This window comes from Flagellimonas amoyensis (assembly GCF_003058265.1).
Taxonomy (GTDB): domain Bacteria; phylum Bacteroidota; class Bacteroidia; order Flavobacteriales; family Flavobacteriaceae; genus Flagellimonas; species Flagellimonas amoyensis.
The window spans coordinates 125,444-147,888 of sequence record NZ_QBUK01000007.1 but is presented as its reverse complement, the minus strand read 5'-3'; the positions used below and the strand labels follow the sequence as shown (position 1 = coordinate 147,888).

Here is a 22,445-nt window from a genome sequence, read left to right as displayed (position 1 = left end):
CATGAGTGCACTGAAAAAAATATTCTCGATAAAAAAGAACCCAGAGGCCGAAGTAGTACATGACAAGGAAGAAGATGTTAAAAAAATAAAACTCACCTTTTTTGAAAGTGGTTATGGCTCATCCAAACAGGCCGAGGGAAACCATATGATTTTTAAAGCCTGTTTGCAGGATGTGTATATGGATTATAAAGGTAAGTGTAGGGAGGATGAGAGACTCCAAAAGTCCCTAAAAGAACCTTATATACAAGAAAGGGGCAAGTATGAAATTGAACTGAAGAAGCGGAAGACGGCCAAACTTATTCTAGAAGAGACGATTGGCATCTGGGAAGAGAAAATACAACAGTTTAAATCTGAGATTACCGATGTAAAACACAATCCCGAAAAGTATGTGGAGGACGCGGACAAAAAACCCAAAGCTCAATTTTATCTGGGATTGATCGTGTTGATTCCTATTACTTTTTATTTGTTGGTCTTCTATATATCGGCTTCATATTCGGCCTTTTTCAAAACCTTTGATCCAGATGATGAACTTACCGCTGCAATTTTCGATGCCAATGCTTTATCAAAAGCGATTGCGGATGGATGGTTGGAAGGCGTGTTCGTGGCGACCATTCCGTTTGCATTCATGGGGTTGGGGTATTTGATCCATATGTTCCAAAAGCATAAGAATTGGTTGTCCTATATAAAAATAGGAACCTTGTTCGTGGTCACTTTCATATTTGATGCTATTCTGGCTTATCAAATTGAGAAGAAGATTTATGAATTTGACAAAACCCTGAATTCTCCTCCCTTTGATTTGAAAATAGCTTTTGCCTCCCCTGAATTCTGGGGCATCATCTTTGCTGGCTTTGTGGTCTATATCATTTGGGGATTGGTGTTTGATTTTGTCATGAAAGAATATGACAATTTCGACAAGATAAAATCCTTTATCCGATCTAGAAGGGAAGATATTGAAAATACCCAACAGGAAATCAACAAATTAATGGGGAAAATCAATCCTATCAAGGAAGAAATAGCTGGAACAGAGGGAAAGATAAATGATTTGCAAAGGACCATTGATGGGTTCATTTTTTCCAACAAACATTACCTCACCTACCATGCAGAATATGTAAAGGGCTGGTTTTTGGCCATAGCCGATAATTTCGATGCCCTAAAAAGAAGGGATGAGTTGTTGGCTAAATGCAGGGAAGAGGAACGAAAGCACTTGGAGGAGCATGAAATAGCAGATGAAAGTTATGAAGGAAGGTTGTACAAACTTATTAATTGATCGTATGAAAAACATTTTTAGAACCGTTTTGTTGATGTTTGTTGTAGGCCATCTACAATCCTGTAAACAAGATCCAAAAGTTGAACTGGAGCCAGAGGAAACAATACGTAATCCAATTAGTAAGAAAGTACGTCTAAATAGCAATTTGAACATTAGTGTTTTGATCGATCTTTCTGATAGGATAGACCCTCAAAAGCATCCTTCACCTGCCATGGAATTTTATATGAGGGATATTGGATATCTCGAATCGGTGGTAGAAAGTTTCGAATGGCATCTATTGAACAAAAAAGTGAATCAAATTGATGATAAGATTCAAGTATTCATAGATCCCGAACCATCGGACCAAACCCTGAACAAAAAGGTCGCAGAGTTGAAGACCCATTTTACAAAAGTCGATGTGGACAAAGACTCCATTTTAAGGGTATCCAATAAATACGGGACCATATCAAAAACCATCTATGAGGCTGCCATAGCCGACAATAATTATGTGGGGTCGGACATTTGGGGGTTTTTCAAGAACAAAGTGGATGACTATTGTGTTGATGAGGGGTATAGAAATATCTTGGTGATTTTGACCGATGGGTATATGTTCCATAAAGATTCCAAAATGGAGGAAGACAATCAGACAAGCTACATAATTCCACAACTTATTCAAAAGAACGGTTTAAACAAGTCAGATTGGCAAAAGCGTTTCGATGAAAAGGATTTTGGATTCATCGTGCCAAAGAAGGATTTATCTAATTTGGATGTACTGGTTTTGGGTATAAACCCGGTGAAAGGCAATCCCTATGAGGAAGATGTCATTCGGGCCTATTGGAGTAAATGGTTTGGTGAATTGAAAGTAAATGACTTCGAAATCAAACAAGCCGATTTACCTTCTCATATGGATAAAATCATTCGAGATTTCATCTTAAAAAAGTAACCATGTCCTTCAGGTTCAACAAAAGGGTCAATTTGGGCAAAGGTTTTGGCGTCCATATTAGTAAATCGGGAATTACGCCCAGCGTTCGTGGAAAACGAGGAAGTATAAGTTCGAGAGGTTATTCTATCCGGACCGGGATTCCTGGCCTGACCTACCGAAAATCATTTTCAAGATCAAAAAATAGCGGTTGCATGGTGACTTTGTTTTTTATTCTGATCATCATGGGGTCATTTTCATGTTCATTGATTTTTTGAACATTCAGCTCACTGGATTTGGATCTCTACACATGGGATTGAGGATTAATAGCTTGTGGTGCAACACGGCCTGGTCATGAAGCAGTTTTTGAGATATTGGTTCCTCGATGAGGAAAATCCAAAGAAATATCTTTTGGATGTCTTTACCGGCTTTATGATTCTACTTTCCATAGTACTCATCTTTTTTCAAAATGAGGACCAGTACCTTTCCAAGAATTTCGAATTTGTGGATAAGGCCATACTATTGTTTTTTATAGCAGAGTATGGAATCCGCTTTTACATCTGTTCAGATTTTAGAGATGATTACAAAGGCAATGGATTGCTTTTTGCAATACGCCAAAAGCTTCATTGGATGGCCAAACCTGTGTCGATCATCGATCTGTTGGCCATATTGCCCTCGTTGGCCTTCTTTAGGGCCTTTCGGGTACTCCGCTTTCTCCGATTTTTTCGGTTGTTCCGATTGTTTAGGGCCTTCAAGATATTTCGTGAAATGGACAAGCTCCATATCATTCTTCAAGGGATGCGGGAACACAATCGGATGTTCTATATCTTTTTTACGGTAACGCTTGCCATATTGCTGGTACTGAGTTTTGGGTTGTACAGCGTGGAGCATACCCGAAATAAGGAGGCCTTCTACAGTTTTACAGATTCGTTCTGGTATTCCCTCAAATTGATTGAGTTGGCGGACACCACGCCCAAGACATTTTTCGGGAAACTTTTGTCGATCCTTCTTTTGATTTTCAATATGGCCATTTTTGGCTTTTTCATTTCAATCATTCTCAATAAAATATCGTTGGTCATGAATGCCATTACCTCAGGGAAAATAACCCGCCTTAACATCAAGAACCATGTCGTGATATGTGGCTATACCAAATCTGCAGAAAAGGTGATTCAGGACCTTTTGCGTGATCGGAGGTATTGCAATAAAATTGTCCTAATCACCCAAAAGACCATTGCCGATAAGGATGGTCTGATTTATGTGAATGCCGATTATACGGATTTCAATACCTTAAAGTTGGTGCAAATCAAAGAGGCTAAATTTGCCATCGTCTTTGCAGAGTTCAATGAACACGATACTATCCGCGATGTAGACTTGAGAACCGTCATGACGGTTTTCCATATTGAAAAGGAAGCACCGAATACCCATACGATTGCTGAAATTAACGATGAGGTCAATGCTGAAATCATCAAGGACAAGATCATGGGGGACGAAATCCTGTTTAAGGAACTGATCGATGCCAAGATTATCTCCACATGTATTGGCCATCCCAATGTATCCAATTTATTCTATCAGCTTTTTGGCGGGGAAGGGGAACGTGTGAAAAGTTTGAGACCAACGGAGCTGGGGCTCTCTGTTCCAACCAAGGTAAAGGAAGTGAAACTGTTTTTACTCGAAAAGAATGAAACCTTGTTGGGCGTGATTGACCATCGGAACGAGTCTATCCTTTCACCGAAAAATGATATGGTCGTTGATGACGGCTATCGACTGATTTACCTTTCATGAGCCATTTATTGCAATTTGAATCGTAAGAATATGGGTAAATGATCTGATAGTTTACGGGCATTTTCCAACTCTTCGCAAAATCGTACGAAGTCAATAACCTTGCCTTCCACCTTGAAGATATCCTTCGAATAAAAAATATTGTCAATGGGATGGTTGAGGTATTGGTTTCCTTCGCAGGTCCATTTTAAAGTGGTCTTTTGACCAGTGATTGTGGTTTGATATCCTAATTTTTTTAAGGTGTTGAAAACGGGCATTTTTTCATCCACATTAAAATCTCCGGCAATGATCAAGGGAGTTTTTAGGGAATCAATTACAAATCTAGTAAGTGCCTTGATCTCACTTTCCGGATCCTTGTTATAGGGTCTGGAATGAAAGTTGATCACGGTAAATTGTTTGCTGTCAAGGTAGAAATTAAGTAAGAATGGTTCTCTGTCTATCGAAGTATCCAAACCAGAAACAAGCCAACCCCTGTTTTTGATCTTGATCCTATGGGTCTTCCAGATAAAGGCATAACGTTCGGATACATATTTGGGGCTGTTGGTAGGATTACTGATTACATAGTCCCATTTGCTGCCTTTTCGATTAAGGATATCCGTAAGTTTTGCCACTGCTTGGGCACCCCCAAATCCGGCCACCACTTCTTGTATGGCCAGAATATCAGTGTCCTTTATAATTTCGGCGATCTTATTTAGCTCCTCATTGTTCTTGGTCTTGCCAAAGTCCTTGATGTTCCAGGAGACCAATTTGATTTCGTCATTTTGGGCAAATGTGACAAAATGGAAGAATATCAGTATTGATAGTACTAGTCTTCGTAGCATGAGGTTGGTTGGTTTAGTAAAAGATAAATTTAATAAAATAGTGCTAGGGGAAATACGGGATAACGTAATGAAAAACAGACTCCAAAGGTTTAGTGCAAACAAGATGTGGCTGAAGGGCAGCATATGATGTTATCCATTTTGAATGGGGTAGTGAAAACTTAATTGATTTCCTTAATTTTTGAGGTTGATCAAAAACGTTCCGATGCTTTCCACCTCCTCGTTATCAAAAAGCGGATCAAAATACTTGATGTGCCCATTGAGTTCCTGTAACGTTTTGATAGCAACGTGCTTGAACCGTTCCTTGGGTTTGTGATGAATCATGGCAACAATACTTTTTACAGGCAACTTTCTCTGTCCCCAATGATGCGGTTTGATAACTCTGTTGGAGGTGTTCGGGCTGTTTAGTAAGGTATACAGGGCAAAATTGGCCCGTCTCACTTGTTTGACCGGAGAGCGAAAGTCATAACGCTCCAGGGATTTCTTACTCCAGTTCTTGGTCTCAATGATAAAGATTCCTGCAGGTGTGACCAATAAATGGTCGATTTGGATACTGAATATCCGGTCATTTTCACGTCGGTTGTATATAGGTTTGTTGAAAGCAAGCGAAAAATCATTGATCAGGACAAATGGTCTTGGTAGTTTTTCTAGCTCTTTGGCCACTTTATGTTCCCCTATGGCACCAGCAATGAGAGGGTAGAGGCCCTCAGTAATTTTTTGTGTGAACTCCAATTCCTTAAACTTAGTTTCAAAGCGTTCCGAAATGCTATTCTGACGGTTGGCTATGTATGCTTCAAGCTCTTTTTGTGTGGGATCCAAACGTTTTTGGTAAGGTTTGGTCTTAAGTTTTATAATGTATTTTGTGCCCTTATCGAGGATGAACGTATAACCTAGAAGGATTTGCTGCCGGTACCAATTCAGGAGTTCAATCACGGCATTTTTGGCTGGAAGTGAAAGGGTTTTGGATTTTGCCTTTAAGCTGGAGATTCTGTTGTTGAGCGTGTTTTCTACATGGTCTTTTACGGATTCATACTCCTTTTGGTAGTGATGTACCTTTGTTACGAGAATTTCAAGTTCCAGTTCATATTGACGTTCAATATTAAAGAGCAACGATTCCTTTTCGTTTTCGAAGGTTTTGAGGAATCTGTTTATTTGACCAGTGGATGTAAACCAAGTAATGCCATGATGGTCCAAGATTTCCCGGATACGTTTAAGGGATTCTATTTGGCCGTGGATGTGAATCATGGTTAGTATTACTTCTAACGTTTTGATTTGTAGTTTAGTATGGCCGGAAATCTAATGTCTCCTTATTCAGTAAATGGTTACATTGATTAGCCACAAATTCATTTTAGGAACAGTGAAGGCAATTAAGTGAAAATAAGAAGTTGGTCGAGTTTAGAAGGTCGTTTGAATTTGCAGATTAAATGAGTGATGTTGGAATCATTTATTTTCAACCTAGTACTTTTATTAACCATAAGAACAATTACCTATTATTGTTGTAACGTTTTATTGCCTTTTAGTATAGTGTTTATCTAGTTCTTGAACAATATTTGGGTTATAAAATTCTTGTTTTACACCAGTCTTCGTTTTAGTATTTAAATAACGTACTCTGCAGAATTTCGGGTTCTTCTTTAGTTGTCTAAGTAAGTTCCAGAATTCAGGAGTCTGTTTAAAATCAGAATATCGGTTACTTAATCTTGGTAGGAGATCTTTTCTACACTCCCAAATAAAGGTTTTTTTAAATGCATCTTCCTCATCAACCGTGATCGAAATAGCATCAGGGTCATTGGGATCGATAAGCATTTTGCTCTTTACAAATTTTGTTTCCAATCTAAGTGAGATACTATGCGCCGAGAGTGGATCATGTGGATGTTCTTTTTCTTTATTTCCAATATATCTTAGTAAATTCTGAGTCTGAATTGATTCAGAGTTTACCGAATAACTTTTCACTTCATGAGCATGAAAGAAAGACATAGGCATTATAAAGAAATTGTATTTACTGAGGTCTCTCTTGAACCAATCTTTACACATTTCTAGATAACTATGAAGACTTGCAGTTCCGATTTCAAGAAGCTTTGTGTTCAGTACGGGGCTATCATTGCGAAAATGGATTGCATTATCTCGAAGTTCAACCAATATGAAAAGGTTGGCTTTTAAGGTAGGGTCTAATTCCACTTTGTTAATTGCGTCACCAATAGAAATTGTTCTGTAATTTCCTGAGCGGGAAAGTATGAAACCACCTGGATTTTTATTATCCTTGATGTATAGTACTTCTATGTGCTCTAATTCATTTTGGAGGATCCTAGCCTTTAGCAAGGACTCCCAAGCATTGATTAGGAGAATTGAAAAGGTCTCTTCACGATATTTAAAATCTGGTTTATTATAAATCTCAATTGCTGCAAGGGCCGCTTGTATACTTTTGTCGGTCAGTTGATCAGAAGGTTTGCTAGGTGAGGTTCCAGTAGAGTGACTTACAGGATTTGCATGGCGATATTTGGAACTAACCTTCAAAGCATACTCATTTAGCGAAATCCCAAGGGTATGTTGAGCTTTATACAAGCCATTAGCCTGTTTGAGAATGAACTCTCCGAATTCATTTCTGTTGAGTTTGGCCCGCAGTGAAGCCCCTAACGGATAGGACGAAGCATTTGCTAATTCTTTGTCCGTAAATTCTCTGTCTTCTTCTTCCATTTTTTGAAGAAAGGAGAGGGTCAGCTTCTGTTTCTCATTTGGCTTTTTCACTGATTATTTATTTGGTTAATAGATACCCCAAATAAGTTTTTCACTAACTCAGGTAATTCCACTTTAATTATGTCTCCGCAGTAAAGTTTAGGTCGGCTTTGTTGTATTCTTTTTCTTTTCTTTTTTCCAATTTATAGTGGTTGGTTTTTATTGTGGGCAACGGCCCCAACTATGGCAAGTGCGGGATTTGGAAACCGAATCTTTGTCGCCAGACCGAATGTTATTTAGTTGCAATATCTTCATTTTTAAGCAGTAATCTTACATTTGCTATAGCCGATGTTGGCATTTCGTTTTTTATAGTGATTCGATGAAGTTTTTTACATTTTCCCAAGTCCAAGATTCAGTTAATGTTCCATATAATTCTTTTGGTTTGTGTAAAATAGTAGCCCCATCTATGTAAATTCCACGAACTTTTACTCCTTCCTCTTTCGCACATTTTACTTCCCAAAGTACTCCATCAGCTTTTGCTAAATTTTTAGAAACCAAAACTATCATTCCGTGACATCCTTTTATTTTTGTTCTACATTTTGTTTTCCATTGTTCACTCCAAGGCTCTTTTACTGACATATCCACAAATTCGTATGGTACTTTTGCATTTTTAGCCATACCAGTAAATAATATTTTGGTTGTTTTATCTTCTATTGCGAAAGCAACAAATACTCTTTTTTTGTTCATATAATTATGTTTTTAGCATCCGCATTGTGGTAAATGAGGAAAGATTAAATATCCGAGATATACTATTTCTAAAATCCCTAAAATGATAACAAATACTCTAAAATACTTTACTATGTTTTTTTCAGTTTCCGAGTTTGGTTTATATTTTATCTCCTGCGTTAGAATTTTCCATTCGTCCTCAAACATATTTGTCCTCAACTGTTTTTCGATTTTATCTATAACTCTAAATTTTCCTTGATTTAATAGTGCATATGAGTTTATTAATTTCTCCCAAGAATAGGAAATCAAAAGAGCTAATGCAGTTAAAACTAACATACCAATTACAACAGGAATTGTAAATCCAAATGTTTTACCTAAAACGAAACCAATAGATATTATAGTAGAACTTACTGTAAGGAAAAGATTATTTACTTTTAAACGACTGTCGGTTACCTTTTCAGTTGAACTTACCATTATTTTGTATTGTTCAAATTTTAGTTTTCGGTCATCATCGAAGACTTTCGTTAAGAATTCAAAACAATTTTTAACATTATCAAAAACTTGAAACCCTTGGCAGAATAGAATGGATTCTTCTGTTGCAGTTGGTAACTTATAACCAATTATTCTTTTGTTTAAATCTTTTGCTTTTGCATATTCCCAAATTATTTGTTCACTTTCAAATGTGTTTTCTCCAACTATAAAAAGAACAAAATCTGATTCGTTCATTTTATTTTCTACAAGTGTTTTCCAATTTTCAGAATGTTCAATTTCTTGTTGAACAGCGATAAAGTTTTTTGACTCAATAAGCAGTTCATCAATTACACTTTGTGTTGCTGATAAATCAGTACTTCTATTACATACAAATAATTTCATTTATACAGATTCTATAATGCTTTCTAAATTATCCCAAGTCCAAGTTATTATTTTTGAACCTTTTAATTCTTTTGGAATTGCACCTTTTTTATTTTTCTGAATGTGCATTCCATAAATTGGAATACCTTCTTCTTTAGCACATTTTATTTCCCATCTTGTTCCGCTTGAATGCCAGGTATTTTTACTTAAAAGCACAATTACAGCATCGCAAGAAACAATTCGTTTTCTGCATTCAGTTTTCCATTTTTCTTCTGCCCAAGGTTTCTTTACGGACATATCTACAAAACTGAAAGGTGAACGTTCTTCTTTAGACTGTTTTACCAAATAGTTTCTATATTTCTCGTCTTTCATAGAGAAACTAATAAATATTCTTTTCTCTTCTGAATTATTATCGAAAATCGATTTTGCAATCAATGCGGCTATTCCGACTCCAAGTATTACTGGTAACATAAATTTTTATTCCTTTTTAACTCTATTTTGCAGATGTGCTCAAAATGAATGCCAACTTGGTTATATGCTTAACTTTGTTGGGCATATAATACCAAGTCGGTTGGCTATGTCCAAGTTTTGCTCAATAAGGCATAGCATAGTTTTCATTTGTTCAACTAAGATAATTTGGGGAGATGAGGTTAAATGTAAGATATTAAAAGAGAAGGAAAATGCAGAATTCCGTAAGGTAATTTAAAATGAGAGAAGCAATTAGAGTGGAGGAAGTTAGAATATTACTTTTTGAAGAATTCGCTTATGTCAAAATCTAAATATTTAGCGATAGTATATAAAGTTTCAACAGTAGGGTTACTTTCAGCTCTCTCGATTCTTCCAATTTGATTTGCGGACATTTCAATGTCGATGCCCATATTTAACTGGGATACTCCCTTTTCTTCTCGATGCTTTTTAATGATAGCACCTATGTTTTGTTTAAGTTTATAGAGTTCAACATCTGACATCTTTCAAAATTTGCCAAATCAATTAGATTTCATCAACACATATATGTGTTAATACAAAAAGGTTTATTATATTTATCCCCAATTACATATATTGCGATTCTTCGTTTAAAACATATTTGAAGCTATCGCTTAGAGTCTCGCTTTTGAAAACTGGTAATTTTTATGCAATCGAGATGATAAGCAGGATGGCTCACGACCCGGGCGTGGGCTGCTTATCGATTGCAAGGCTCCACCAGTGCCTCAAAAGAGATAAGTTGAGTTCCACGCCCAACTTTTTCTAAGCTTTTGTTTTCTTTATTGTTATTCGGGTTTCGCTTAACCAATGGGTTTATGGGAAACGTTGGCTTTGTTTTTTTTGGTTGGGTATCGGTGGGGTCCTTTTTGGTGAGCACGCTTTCGGTATTTGATATCCTGTTCAAGAAAAAGCCCAAGAATCCAGTTTAATCCTCTTTGGTAGGTTTGGGATACACGCTGCGCCTTTCCGGTAAACGATAACTCCTTGTCCCATTCCTGACGATTCCACTTTTGGGTTTCCGGCCCTAGTTTTCGGTTTCATGTCCTTTTTGGGACCCTACTTCCAGATATGTTTTTATCTGGGCAGGGTGGCCTTTGTCCGAACCTTGATGTCCTTTTTGGAAGTTACGATTTTATGGTGACTTGTGGGCAGTGTGGAGAATAACTAACTAAGAAATCAAACAAACTCAATTTATGCAACATTCAATATCAAGCGTGCGCAGGGGAATCCTGTTTATGCTCCTATATGTCATTTTAATGTCATTTTTTTCATTTCATGTGCAAGCGGGCACTGTCTTGGAACCACCACAGATTACCGTTTCAGGCACCGTGACCGATACTTCCGGGAATCCCCTTGCCGGGGTGAACCTTGTGGTGGAATCCAAGCAAATTGGAACAATCTCAGATTTTGATGGTTCCTTTTCTATCAATGCGGGTCCTACCGATGTGCTTATCTTTTCCATGGTGGGCTTTAAATCCGTTACTGTTCCCATTGCTGGAAGAGAGGAGGTTATCGTCCAATTGGAAGAGGATGTCACGGCATTGGGGGAAGTGGTGCTCAATGCAGGATATTATACGGTTTCCGATCGGGATCGTACAGGTAATATCGCAACCATAAAGGCAGATATCATTGACAAACAACCAGTGGGAAATCCATTGGCAGCGATGCAAGGGCATCTTTCCGGTGTGAACATAGTACAATCCACTGGGGTTCCTGGTGGTGGTTTTGAAATAGAGGTCCGTGGACGGAATTTCATCAATGGGGTATCCGATCCCTTGTTTATCGTGGACGGGGTGCCCTTTGGTTCACTATCCATGGGGTCCACAAATGTGTCAGGACAGATTTTTTCGGGCAATATCAGTCCGCTCAATGCCATCAACCCCAATGATATTGAAAGCATTGAAGTGCTCAAAGATGCCGATGCCACAGCGATATATGGGTCCAGAGGAGCCAATGGAGTGGTTTTGATCACTACCAAAAAAGGTAGGGAAGGGAAGACCCGATTCGATGCACAGTTCAGTTCCTCCCTGGGACGGGTCTCCCATTTTATGGATTTGTTGAATACCCCACAATATCTGGAGTTAAGGCGTGAAGGGGTCATCAATGATGGATTTGGGGATGCCCTTGAAAACCCTGCATACGATAGTTTTTGGCCCGATATCACTTTGTGGGACAACAATCGTTATACGGATTGGCAAAAGGAACTGATCGGTGGGACGGCCTATCGGAACAATGCCCAACTCTCGATATCAGGGGGTAGTGCACGGACCCAATTTTTGATCAGTGGTTCCCATCAACGGGAAACCACGGTGTTCCCCGGGGATGCAAACTATAAAAGGACAAATATTCATAGTAATGTCAATCATCGATCTAACAACGATCGTTTCCGCATCGATCTGTCTACCCAATATGCACATGAGAACAACCTTTTGCCCCGGACGGACTTTACCCTGAAGGCCTATACACTTGCGCCGAATGCACCGGCACTTTATGATGAAGGGGGTAACCTGAACTGGGAAAACAATACTTGGGACAATCCCTTGGCCTCATTGGAGGAAAAGTTCGAGGTGAAGACCAATACCCTTATGGCCAATGCTATGGTTTCGTATAAAGTATTTGAAAATGTGGAGGTGAGGACTAGTCTGGGCTTTACCGATTACCGCTTGGAATCGTATCGGACATTGCCCAGTTCCGCACGAAACCCCAGGCTCAACCTGACACCACAGGGCTATTCCAATATGAGCCTGAACCAATCACAGCGAAAATCATGGATCGTGGAGCCCCAATTGAATTGGAACAGGGAATGGAAGGACGTTTCGGTCGATGTATTGGTAGGAACCACCTTTCAGCAGGAAACTACCCAACAGTTGGTGTTGCGTGGACGTGGTTTTCCCAATAATAGTTTGATTGAGAACCTGGCGGCAGCGGAACTGGTGGAATCTTTGACCGATGTGGACAGTGACTATAAATACAATGCCGTATTTGGCAGGGTCAATTTCAAGTACATTGATCGATATATCCTCAACTTGACCGGACGGAGGGACGGATCGTCCCGTTTCGGGCCTGATAGACAGTTTGGGAATTTTGGCGCAGTGGGCCTAGCCTGGGTCTTTTCCGAAGCGTCCATCTTTCAAGATGACTCCGTATTGAGTTTCGGGAAATTGCGGGGGAGCTATGGGACAACAGGTAGTGATAATATCGGGGATTACCAGTTTTTGGATACCTATACGATAACGGGGGACGACTACGATGGGGTTTCTGCCTTAAGGCCTACCGGCATATTCAATCCCCTTTTTGGATGGGAGGAGAACAAAAAGCTGGAGCTGGGCCTGGAACTCGGTTTTTTCAAGGAACGATTGAACCTCAATGCCTCGTGGTACCGGAACCGTTCCTCCAACCAATTGATCGGAATTCCATTGGCGGCCACCACGGGCTTCACGGAATTGACAGGGAATTTCGATGCCGTTGTGGAGAATTCAGGGGTGGAAGTGGACGTCCGTTCGGTAAACCTTGTTTACGGAACTTTCAAGTGGTCCACAAGTTTAAACCTTACCGTGCCCAAAAGCAAATTGGTGGAATTTGAGGATTTGGAAAACTCCACATTCTCCAGCAGATATATCATAGGGAAGCCATTGACCATTACCAATCTTTACCATTCCTTGGGCGTGGACCCCGAGACCGGTCAATACCAATTCGAGGATTTCAATGGTGACGGTGCCATCACCAGTTCCGAGGACCGCAAATGGGTGGAAGACCTGGCCCCAAACTTTTATGGAGGGTTGGGCAATACCCTTGCTTTGGGGAATCTGACCTTGGATGTATTCTTCCAATTTAAAAAACAAAAGGCCTATAATACCCTTCAGTTCAATACCACTCCTGGGTATCCAGAAAATGGGAGCGTGGAGTTATTGGATAGATGGCAGGAGCCAGGCGATATCAAATCCTTTCAAATAGCATCGGCAGGGTTGATCTTTGGAGAGGATAGGGGTGCATTGCAACGAAGAAGCAATGCCGCGGTCTCGGATGCCTCCTTTGTTCGATTACGGAATATATCCCTGAACTATAAGATACCCAATTTGGACAATGGGTTGGAGATCAATGTGTACCTGCAAGGGCAAAATCTATGGACCTTGACAGATTACAGGGGGCCGGACCCCGAACAGACTTCCAATACGAGATTGCCCCCGTTACGGCAGTTGACTTTAGGTGTACAAGTGGGCTTTTAACTAAAAATAAACTAGCATGAAAGATTTCAAAAATTTTATCAAGAGTGGTTTAAGCAACTTTTTTGGTCGGGCTTGCCTACTTATGTTCGCTTTAATTGGCCTGATCGGTTGTACCGATTTTGTCGAAGTGGGGCCGCCCAAAAATACATTGGTCTCAAAGACGGTTTTCGAAGATCCGGCAACGGTGGAGTCCGCATTGGCCAATCTGTATCTTGCCATGAGGGAACAGGGACTTGTCTCGGGCAACTTTGGACTGACCACAAGAATGGGCATTTATACCGATGAACTGGATTATTTTGGGATGGATCCCGAACTATTGGAGTTCCACCAAAACCGGGTATTGCCGCACAATGCAGATATTTTGACCTGGTGGGGCCAAGCTTATCAGGTCATCTATGGCGCCAATGCCATTATTGAAGGGTTGGAGGATTCCACTTCTTTGGTAAACACTGATAAAGATAGATACATGGGGCAAGCCTTTTTTGCCCGGGCCTATATGCACAGTATTTTGGTGTCCCTGTTCGGGGATGTGCCCTATATCACCACAACGGATTATACCCAGAACAATAAGGTGTCGCGTTTACCACAGGAGGAGGTATATGATGCCATTATCACCGACCTTTTGGATGCTATCAATCTTTTGGAAACTGCCGAGGTGGAAAACGAGGAACGGGTGGTGCCCGACCACTATGTGGCCCAGGCCCTCTTGGCACGGATGTATCTCTATACGGACCAATGGGAACTAGCGGAATCCGTTTCTACCGTTCTTATCGATGGCTTTGATTTGGAGGATAATCTGAACAGGGTTTTCCTAAAGGAATCCATGGAAACCATATGGCAATTGAAACCGGGAAACTCGCCCGTGAATACCTATGAAGCCGGCCAAATGATCATCAATGCCGTACCCGGGCAAACCTATGGCTTGTCCGAAGGCCTTCTAGCAGCTTTTGAAAATGGGGATGGGCGAAAAGTGGCTTGGATCGATAGTATATCCAATGCCGGGAACACGGTCACACTTTCCTTTTCCCATAAATATAAGGCATGGATAACGGAAACCCAATCCTTGGAATATTCCATAAGATTCCGTTTGGCGGAGCAGTATTTGATCAGGGCAGAGGCTAGGGTACAATCCGGTGATGCCAATGGGGCACAACAGGACCTAAATGCGGTTCGAAATCGTGCAGGCTTGCCGAATACAACGGCAGTTGGAGCAAATGCAGTATTGGATGCCATTGTCAGGGAAAGGCGCATCGAATTATTCACAGAACAGGGGCACCGTTTTTTTGACCTGAAACGTTTAGGGCTGGCCAATGCTGCATTGGGAGATCTCAAACCCAATTGGGACCCGTCGGATATATTGCTTCCCATTCCTGAGGCAGAGCTGGAGCGCAACCCCAATCTATTGCCCCAAAATGACGGTTATTGAACCTGTAAAAGAAACCCGGCCACCTAATTCCGAAGACGATCTAGGTGGTATGGGATGTCACACATAAAACAAAAAAAATGAAATACTTTTTAAGCATACTGGGTTTTTGGATGATGCCCTTTATGGGTATGGGCCAGGGCATAGGACCCGTTGGTTCGATCCACCATAGGAATTCAGAACCCCCAAATTTATCAGCGGCCATTGTGGAGGGTAGATTGGTATTGGATATCCCCATTAGCGCTATGGACGAACCCATACTCTGGACCAGAATAGATGACGGGAATCGATATGATTACAAGCAGATAAGGTTCAGAAAGGCGGGGGACAAGATCTATATGGAAGAGCATCGCATTTGGTCAGAAGCCGGGATTTGGATTCCATTGAACGGGGATCGGAAACTGGAACGGAACATTTTGGGTGTTTTTCCTATAATTGAAGGTTCCAAACATGGATACCAAATTGACATCACTGATTTGCTCTCCGATCCTTCATTGGGATGGTACTATTTTCCCGATGGGCAAAAGGCTCCTGAGTTGAATGAACTCGTGGGAACCAAACAACTGGATGGAGAGGTCATGGTCAAATTCCATCTGGGAATATCAAAGGAAGGGGTCAACTATGCCCTATCCGTATTTTTCAGCTTTGTGGTCTTGTCAGAACCCATGGAACACAGAAATTTTGATTATCGAATGAGCTTTTGGATAGAGGACTACCAAGAAGTACGAAGTAATGGCAAGGTCATCCTGGGAAGCATCACGAGAAGGCGTTTGGAGAAAAAGTTCAAGGACCAGGATGTAAGTGTACCCATCGAACCAATTTCCTATATCCTATCACCGGATATTCCCGAAAAATGGAGACCTTATGTCAAAGCAGGAATCGAGGAGTGGTTACCGGCCTTCGAATCCGCAGGGTTCAAAGACGCCATTGTGGTAAAGGAAGTGGATAGTCTGGATCAGTGGACGGAATTTGGTCTAGGTAATTCAGTTGTGAAGTGGCTTGGCAACCAAAATATCCGTGACTTGGAAGAGTCCATTACAAGCTCATCTGTGAACAGGGTTGTCGACCTTAGATCGGGGGAGATCATCAAATCGGATATTCTTTTGGGCAGCCCCATTACACGGTTGATGGATGAGTATTTTGTTCGATGTGCTCCTTTGGATCCAAGGGCGCAGGACTATCCCTTTCCCGATGAACTCATAGGGGGACTGTTGCAATTTCTAACTGCCCATGAGACTGGGCATGCTTTCGGGATACGGGACAACCACTATGGTGAGCACAGCTATCCCCTTGAAAAAATGGGAAATTCCATTTGGTTGGAAAAAATGGGGCATACCCCAAGTATCATGAGCTATGCTAGGCACAATAATATCGCCCAGCCGGAGGATAGTGTACCTCCCTACCTTTTGCTGCAAAAGGTGGGCCCTACGGACCACTACTATATCGAATGGGCATATTCTGAATTTCCAAAAGGTCTATCGCTAAGGGAAAAAGAGAATCGGTTGGAGCGCATTATCCGGCAACAGGATTCCGTTCCTTGGTACCGGTTTATCAATGCGGAACAGGAAATTCTAGGGCCCGGGGCCACCAATGAGGTAGTGGAAACCGATGATCCAATCAGAGCGGCACAGTTGGGGCTGAAGAACCTGGAGCGTGCCATGGCACTCATGCCCACGGTGAACCAAGATCAAAAGGACAACCATAGGGTGGAACGAATGTACGGGGAGGCATTGGAGCTATGGAACGATACCATGAGAAATGTCCTTTCGTTAATTGGGGGCTATGAAGTCTTCTATAAATCGGCCAATCAACCCGGTGAGATGTATACCCCAATTTCTTGGGAATCCCAAAAGGAGGCCCTCGATTTTTTAATGGAATGGGCTTTTGATCCACCAGATTGGTTGACTCGACCAAATTTCAAGACGAAGATCAGGTATTCGACATATCCGGATCAGGTTTTGACCCATCAGCAGTTATTGCTGTTCGAGCTCTTACGCCCCAAACGGATGAAAAGATTGGAGCATATGCAGACCATCCAAGGATTCGAAGGAATATTGGAGGCCTATTTGAATGATCTACAGAAGGGTCTATTCAAGGAATTGCATACAAATCTTGGTCATGTAGGTCGAAGAAAGCAGGAAGTTCAGCTGACTTACTTGGATCGGATACTTGATGTCATTGAAGAGGAACGGAAAATCTATGAGGCTCCCAAAAAAGGTTTTGTCCATTCAGACCATACCAAAGGTCTGATGATGGGCAATCTGATGGACCTGAAGAGCGGAATAGAAAAACAAATGAAAAGAAACAAGCAAATGGAATCCTTGGGACATTGGAACCTCTGCTTGAAAAAATTGGATAAACTAGGAATGGAATAAAGAGGATTGGCAATACTTCCTTTTTACAAGAGAACCCACGGATAGGGTTTACGTGGTGATTTTTTGGATTAGCAATAAAGGTGTCCCTAGGGACACCTTTATATCTTTAATTAGCTGAATGGAACTATTCTTCCCTTTCATACAAGGGGTCGGATAAATCAATATCCTTGTACACAAAATAAGCTCCAGCCTTACATTGGATCTGGCCCTCGTCCAGACAATCGGTCTGGACGGGCAAAGGACCCGATGGGGTATCCGCATACCCAGGTTGCATCAGATTGCTTTCTTCAGTTGCGAAGGCTATACCGACCGCTAAAAGGATGGCGAAGGCCGGTAAAACAAGTTTTAAAAAATTAGATTTCATAATACTAAGTATAAAAGTTAATGCCTACTCTTTTCTAGGTTTTCGGCTTCCCCTACTGTACAGATTTTTGAGTTTCTTGGATGTTGTACTGTTTTTTCGACCACAGAATTCCCAATAGGGCAAGGACCATAAAGGAGATATTCAATAGTATGTGGTCCTTCCATCCCAGAGCCGAAATGACCCCGCCGCAGGAGCATGGGATGGACTCACTGTATTTTAGGACTATAATGATATAGATGGTGAATGATCCCAATAAGACGAAACTGGCATATAGGGCCAGGGTGCGGTATCTTGTGAACCACAATAGGCCAGCGATCACCAACTCCAAAAAGGGCACGGCCCATGAAATCAGAGTAGCATAGGATGCAATGTAGGGCATACGCTCCACCCTCAATTGAAAGGTATCCAAATGCATCAATTTACTGACCGCTGTATACACGAAAAGTAGGGTCAACAAAATGCTGAACAGTGTTGTAAGTTTCGAGTGGATTCCCTTGATTGACATATCTTTTGATTTGATATGACAAAGTTCGGAGGTCTGATTTACTCTAAACGGAGTATTCCTTGACCCAAACGGAGTAAATTACATGTTTTGAGAGGTTTACCCCCTCAAGTCGGTTGGGGTTTTACCGTATTTGCCCCGAAAGGCCCTGGAGAAATGGGCCGGACTCTTAAACCCGGTCATATGGGCGATTTCCTTTAGGGAAAGGTTGCTGTGCTGGATCAAGGTCTTTGACTTCCTAAGACGTTCCTGGGTCAGGAAACGGAATACCGAGGTGCCATAGATCTGCTTGAAGCCATACTTCAATTTGTATTCATTGGTCCCCTTTTGGAGGGCAAGGTCCTTGAGCAAGGGAAGATCCTTGTCCAAGTTGTTAAGGATCATGTCATGGACCTCCCTGATCATTTGGATGTCCTCTGGGGTCAAAGTGACCTTGTGTTCCTTGATTCCCTTCGTTACTTTGAGTTTATTTTTGGGCAGACCGGTCTCAAAAGGTTCCCCCTTGGAAAAGAATACGGAGTTCAAAACGATTTTCCGGCCACTCCCGTCCAAGGCCTGGAAGACCGAGATTTGACAATTCTGGGCCACTAAAAGACCATCCTTTGTAATCAGTTCCAGGAACAATACCGTTTCCGATCTATCCCGCTTCAAATGTTTCACCATCTTTTTTGCCCATATCTTTTTGGAGGGCTCGGTCATGAGTTCCATGATATTCTTTCCAATGATCTCTTTGGGCAATGCGGACAAAAGGGAACAGGAACCGTTAGTGACCATCTCGATGGTACCGTTGGTGTCCAGGAGCAAGGAAAGTTGGATGATACATTGTGGGGTGTTGTGGGCATTGGCAAAACCCTGATGGATAAAGGCTGCCCCAATTTCCTCATTGACCATGTTGAGCATGACCACCAAGGAGGCGATATTGTCATTTTTATCGGAAGGTTCAAGGGAATAGAAAAAGTTGCCCCTGGCCATTTCAAGAAGCATCTTATGGATGCGTTTTACCCTAAAATCATCAGTGTTCGGCATGGTTGGCGATTTTTAAACATTGGGTGCTTTCTATTGCTTGGGATTTCATATGCGTCCATTCATTTTTAAAAAGGCAAGGGCCTCCGATTTTTTGGTAAAGGAACGGGTCGGTACGGTCTCTGCATGGGTTCCCAAATAAATGCTGCTGATCACATCGCTGACCGGGGGATCAATCAAAAAGGCCAGGGCGGTGATCCATTGTGACCCTTCCAAAGCCAAATAGTCCCGAGCCGGTTTATTTACCCTCAACACCTCACGGATGTCACAGAGTACGGGCATTTTCCTTCCTTTTTGGAGCATCATCCGGTCCCTTACGATAAGTTGGGCGGCTTTGAGGTCGATACAAAGGCTCTTCTTATAAATGATGTGCAGTAGCTCTTCGGTCAACAGATAAATGGCATATTGGTTTTCATGTGATATCCTCATATGGCGAAAACTGGTAAAATCCTTGAATTTACAAAAATTGTTCTATTGGGTTCGCTTCAGGGGGAGTGCTGTCCCAAATTAAAGGTATTTGACTTGACTAAAACGGAATAATGCTTGACTGAAACGGAGTAAACGAATTGGTTATTATTCAAAATCCTACAAATGACATTACTTTTTAGCACAATTTAAACCAAAGGATATGGCAAAGATCAAGCACCACAATTTTCTGAACACCGTACACGAAGTATTCACTGATGCCAAACAGGCAGGGGTGTTGCACCTCTACGCAGGGGGAGCATCCTTTTCGGGACGGACCATAAGGGTAGGGGACAGGGAACTGTTCCATTTTGGGACCACCGGTTATCTGGGATTGGAGCAGGATCCTAGATTGAAGGAGGCCGCCATTTCGGCCATTGGGCAATATGGCACCCAATTTCCCCTGTCCAAATCCTATATCTCCAATCCCCTCTATGAGGAATTGGAGGACCATGTTGGCAGCATATACGGCCATCCCATTGTCATTACCAAAAACAGTACCCTTGGGCACTTAGGGGTTATCCCCAGTGTAGTGGAAGATGGGGATGTGATTATCTTGGATCATCAGGTCCATTGGAGTGTACAGAATGCGGCCAAGATGCTTAAGACCCGAAGTGTCCCGATTGAGATGATACGACACAACCATTTGGAGATGCTGGAGGACAAAATCAAAAAGTACCAGCACACCAAACAACATATTTGGTACATGGCTGATGGGATCTATTCCATGTATGGGGACTATGCCCCTGTAAAAGCATTGATGGAACTTGCCCAAAAGTATCCGCAACTCCGTTTGTACTTCGATGATGTGCATGGTATGAGTTGGGTAGGTAGGAACGGGACTGGATATGTCCTGGACCAATTGGGGGAGCTGCCAGAAAACGTGCTGCTCTTCGGTACCTTGAGCAAGACCTTTGGGGCCAGCGGTGCCGTGTTGGCCTGTTCCAATGCTTCGATGTACGATAAAATCAAGACCTTTGGAGGTCCCTTGACCTTTTCTGCCCAATTGGAACCGGCTTCGGTGGCCGCGGCCATCGCTTCGGCAAAGATCCACCTTTCCCCGGAGATCTATGGGCTGCAAGACGAACTAAGGGAACGGATAGACCATTTCAATGAACGTTTACGTGCTACAGATCTGCCCTTGATCGATCAAAATACCTCCCCGGTCTTCTACATCGGTACCGGAATGCCCAAGACGGGGTACAATTTTGTCAATCGGTTGATGCACGAGGGCTTTTATGTGAACCTAGGGATTTTTCCGGCCGTCCCGGTCAAGAACACCGGAGTGAGGATCACCATTTCCAGACATAACCAACTGGAGGAGATCAAGGCATTGGTCGAGGCCATGGAACATCATTTTCCCAAGGCTTTGGAGGATACCCATACCACAGCGGACCGGGTATTCCATGCCTTTAAGCTGGAACCTCGAAATCAGGCTATTTCTAATGAAAAGTCAGAACTGTGTGTTGAAATCCATGCCTCCATCGAACTGGTAGATAAAGTGCTATGGAACCGTCATCTTGGTGGCCAAGGGACCTTTGATTGGGAAGGGCTGCGATTCTTGGAAAGGTCTTTTAGCAACAATGACCTTCAAGAACATAATTGGAAGTTTTGGTATGTCACCATAAAAGATAAAAGGGGAACTCCCATCTTGATGACCTTCCTGACCCTTGGCCTTTGGAAGGATGATATGCTCGCACCCGCACAAGTGTCCGAGGCCATAGAGGTCGAACGAAAAACGGATCAATACCATCTATCCTCAAAGGTACTTTCCCTGGGATGCCTGTTCACGGAAGGGGATCATCTGTTCCTGGATCCTTCCCATCCCATGGCGGACAAGGCCATGGGCCGTCTTTTGGAAACCATGGAGAAATTGGAACATCAGTTTGGGGCCAAGATGACCGTGTTGCGGGATTTCAAAGGGAATACCCCTTGGCACAACGACCTCTATGGGCATGGCTTTTTAAGGGTGCAAATGCCGAACAGTTGCACGGTGGACCTTTTGGGACAGGCGTCCATGGAAGCCTATTTGGAGCAATTGTCAGCCAGGAACCGAAGGCATTTTCGTAAGGATGTCCAACCCTATTTGGAATTGGCACAAACCAAAGTGGTTGGCAAAGTTACCCGTTCTGAATTGTTGGAATTTAAGCGGTTATTTGGTGAAGTTCAATCCCGAAATCTTGGACTCAACACTTTTTCATTTCCCGACCGCCTCTTTGAGGAAATGAACCAACATCCCTTATGGGAATTTATCGTGCTGACCCCAGTGGATGGGCCCGATACCATCCTTGGCGTGATGTTCTGTTTTACCAATCTGGGCCGAGTCTATATCCCTGCCTTTGTGGGTATGGACTACGATCATTTGGACACCTTTGCCACCTATCGGCAATTGCTCTACAGGACCATTGAGCGGGCAGTAGGTTTGGGCATCGCCAAGATCGATTTTGGAATGACCGCAGCCTTTGAAAAACGGAAACTCGGTGCCATCGTGCATGAAAAGTATGCCTATCTCCAGACCAATGACAATTTCATCTTGGAAATGCTCGGGGTCATGGAAGGCCAGCAGTGAGGGAA

General features: G+C 42.2%; 19 protein-coding genes. 8 read left to right on the top strand and 11 right to left on the bottom strand.

All coding sequences use genetic code 11. The annotated features are described in order from the left end of the window. Position 1 precedes the first annotated feature (1 nt). The 4 genes from DB398_RS11385 to DB398_RS11370 all read left to right on the top strand — a co-directional run bounded on the left by DB398_RS11385 (position 2) and on the right by DB398_RS11370 (position 3,947). Entirely contained in the window at positions 2–1,267 is a 1,266-nt protein-coding gene (locus DB398_RS11385) for an ABC transporter permease (protein WP_108424518.1), read from the top strand. Continuing rightward, the gene (locus DB398_RS11380; RefSeq protein ID WP_234416224.1) at positions 1,227–2,189 is read left to right on the top strand and encodes a hypothetical protein; all 963 of its coding nucleotides are present in this window, start codon (positions 1,227–1,229) and stop codon (positions 2,187–2,189) included. The genes DB398_RS11385 and DB398_RS11380 overlap by 41 nt, the downstream gene beginning before the upstream one ends. A 2-nt stretch (positions 2,190–2,191) precedes the next feature. After that, on the top strand, positions 2,192–2,443 hold the full coding sequence (locus DB398_RS18750; protein ID WP_108424516.1) for a DUF4236 domain-containing protein: 252 nt from the start codon (positions 2,192–2,194) through the stop codon (positions 2,441–2,443). A 76-nt stretch (positions 2,444–2,519) separates the two neighbouring features. Next, entirely contained in the window at positions 2,520–3,947 is a 1,428-nt protein-coding gene (locus tag DB398_RS11370) for an ion transporter (RefSeq protein ID WP_159076410.1), read from the top strand. Positions 3,948–3,952: 5 nt separating this feature from the next. On the opposite strand, the gene DB398_RS11365 is transcribed toward DB398_RS11370, so the two are convergent. From DB398_RS11365 to DB398_RS11335, 7 genes are all read right to left on the bottom strand, one after another. Further along, on the bottom strand, positions 3,953–4,765 hold the full coding sequence (locus DB398_RS11365; protein ID WP_108424514.1) for an endonuclease/exonuclease/phosphatase family protein: 813 nt from the start codon (positions 4,763–4,765) through the stop codon (positions 3,953–3,955). 171 nt (positions 4,766–4,936) lie between these two features. After that, entirely contained in the window at positions 4,937–6,007 is a 1,071-nt protein-coding gene (locus DB398_RS11360) for a nuclease-related domain-containing protein (RefSeq protein ID WP_108424513.1), read from the bottom strand. A gap of 261 nt (positions 6,008–6,268) precedes the next feature. After that, positions 6,269–7,453, bottom strand: a complete 1,185-nt coding sequence (locus tag DB398_RS11355) for a DUF3644 domain-containing protein (RefSeq protein ID WP_159076409.1) — start codon at positions 7,451–7,453, stop codon at positions 6,269–6,271. Positions 7,454–7,798: 345 nt separating this feature from the next. Then, the gene (locus DB398_RS11350; protein WP_108424511.1) at positions 7,799–8,179 is read right to left on the bottom strand and encodes a TIR domain-containing protein; all 381 of its coding nucleotides are present in this window, start codon (positions 8,177–8,179) and stop codon (positions 7,799–7,801) included. Between the two features lie 12 nt (positions 8,180–8,191). After that, positions 8,192–9,031 carry a RipA family octameric membrane protein gene (locus DB398_RS11345; protein WP_108424510.1) on the bottom strand — a complete coding sequence of 280 codons (840 nt, stop codon included), beginning with the start codon at positions 9,029–9,031 and terminating at the stop codon, positions 8,192–8,194. Beyond that, positions 9,032–9,481: a TIR domain-containing protein gene (locus tag DB398_RS11340; RefSeq protein WP_108424509.1), complete on the bottom strand. Its 450-nt coding sequence runs from the start codon at positions 9,479–9,481 to the stop codon at positions 9,032–9,034. It lies immediately after the preceding gene. A 272-nt stretch (positions 9,482–9,753) separates the two neighbouring features. After that, positions 9,754–9,978, bottom strand: coding sequence for a helix-turn-helix domain-containing protein (locus DB398_RS11335; protein WP_108424508.1), 225 nt, complete (start codon positions 9,976–9,978; stop codon positions 9,754–9,756). Between the two features lie 708 nt (positions 9,979–10,686). On the opposite strand from DB398_RS11335, the gene DB398_RS11330 reads away from it, so the two are divergent. The 3 genes from DB398_RS11330 to DB398_RS11320 all read left to right on the top strand — a co-directional run bounded on the left by DB398_RS11330 (position 10,687) and on the right by DB398_RS11320 (position 17,517). Beyond that, positions 10,687–13,719, top strand: coding sequence for a SusC/RagA family TonB-linked outer membrane protein (locus tag DB398_RS11330; protein WP_108424507.1), 3,033 nt, complete (start codon positions 10,687–10,689; stop codon positions 13,717–13,719). Between the two features lie 16 nt (positions 13,720–13,735). Next, positions 13,736–15,145 (top strand): RagB/SusD family nutrient uptake outer membrane protein, encoded by a 1,410-nt coding sequence (locus DB398_RS11325; RefSeq protein ID WP_234416222.1) that lies wholly within the window; start codon positions 13,736–13,738, stop codon positions 15,143–15,145. 77 nt (positions 15,146–15,222) lie between these two features. Then, the gene (locus tag DB398_RS11320) at positions 15,223–17,517 is read left to right on the top strand and encodes a zinc-dependent metalloprotease (protein WP_108424506.1); all 2,295 of its coding nucleotides are present in this window, start codon (positions 15,223–15,225) and stop codon (positions 17,515–17,517) included. 124 nt (positions 17,518–17,641) lie between these two features. Here the strand turns inward: DB398_RS11320 and DB398_RS11315 are convergent, their stop codons facing one another. From DB398_RS11315 to DB398_RS11300, 4 genes are all read right to left on the bottom strand, one after another. After that, the gene (locus DB398_RS11315; RefSeq protein WP_108424505.1) at positions 17,642–17,881 is read right to left on the bottom strand and encodes a DUF6520 family protein; all 240 of its coding nucleotides are present in this window, start codon (positions 17,879–17,881) and stop codon (positions 17,642–17,644) included. A gap of 52 nt (positions 17,882–17,933) precedes the next feature. Beyond that, a complete protein-coding gene (locus tag DB398_RS11310; RefSeq protein WP_108424504.1) occupies positions 17,934–18,386 on the bottom strand; it encodes a MauE/DoxX family redox-associated membrane protein in 453 nt (150 codons plus the stop codon). 96 nt (positions 18,387–18,482) lie between these two features. Continuing rightward, the gene (locus tag DB398_RS11305; RefSeq protein ID WP_108424503.1) at positions 18,483–19,409 is read right to left on the bottom strand and encodes a helix-turn-helix domain-containing protein; all 927 of its coding nucleotides are present in this window, start codon (positions 19,407–19,409) and stop codon (positions 18,483–18,485) included. A 45-nt stretch (positions 19,410–19,454) separates the two neighbouring features. Further along, positions 19,455–19,835: a DUF7793 family protein gene (locus DB398_RS11300; RefSeq protein ID WP_108424502.1), complete on the bottom strand. Its 381-nt coding sequence runs from the start codon at positions 19,833–19,835 to the stop codon at positions 19,455–19,457. Between the two features lie 199 nt (positions 19,836–20,034). Between DB398_RS11300 and DB398_RS11295 the strand changes: the two genes are divergently transcribed. Continuing rightward, positions 20,035–22,440, top strand: a complete 2,406-nt coding sequence (locus DB398_RS11295; RefSeq protein ID WP_108424501.1) for an aminotransferase class I/II-fold pyridoxal phosphate-dependent enzyme — start codon at positions 20,035–20,037, stop codon at positions 22,438–22,440. Positions 22,441–22,445 lie beyond the last annotated feature (5 nt).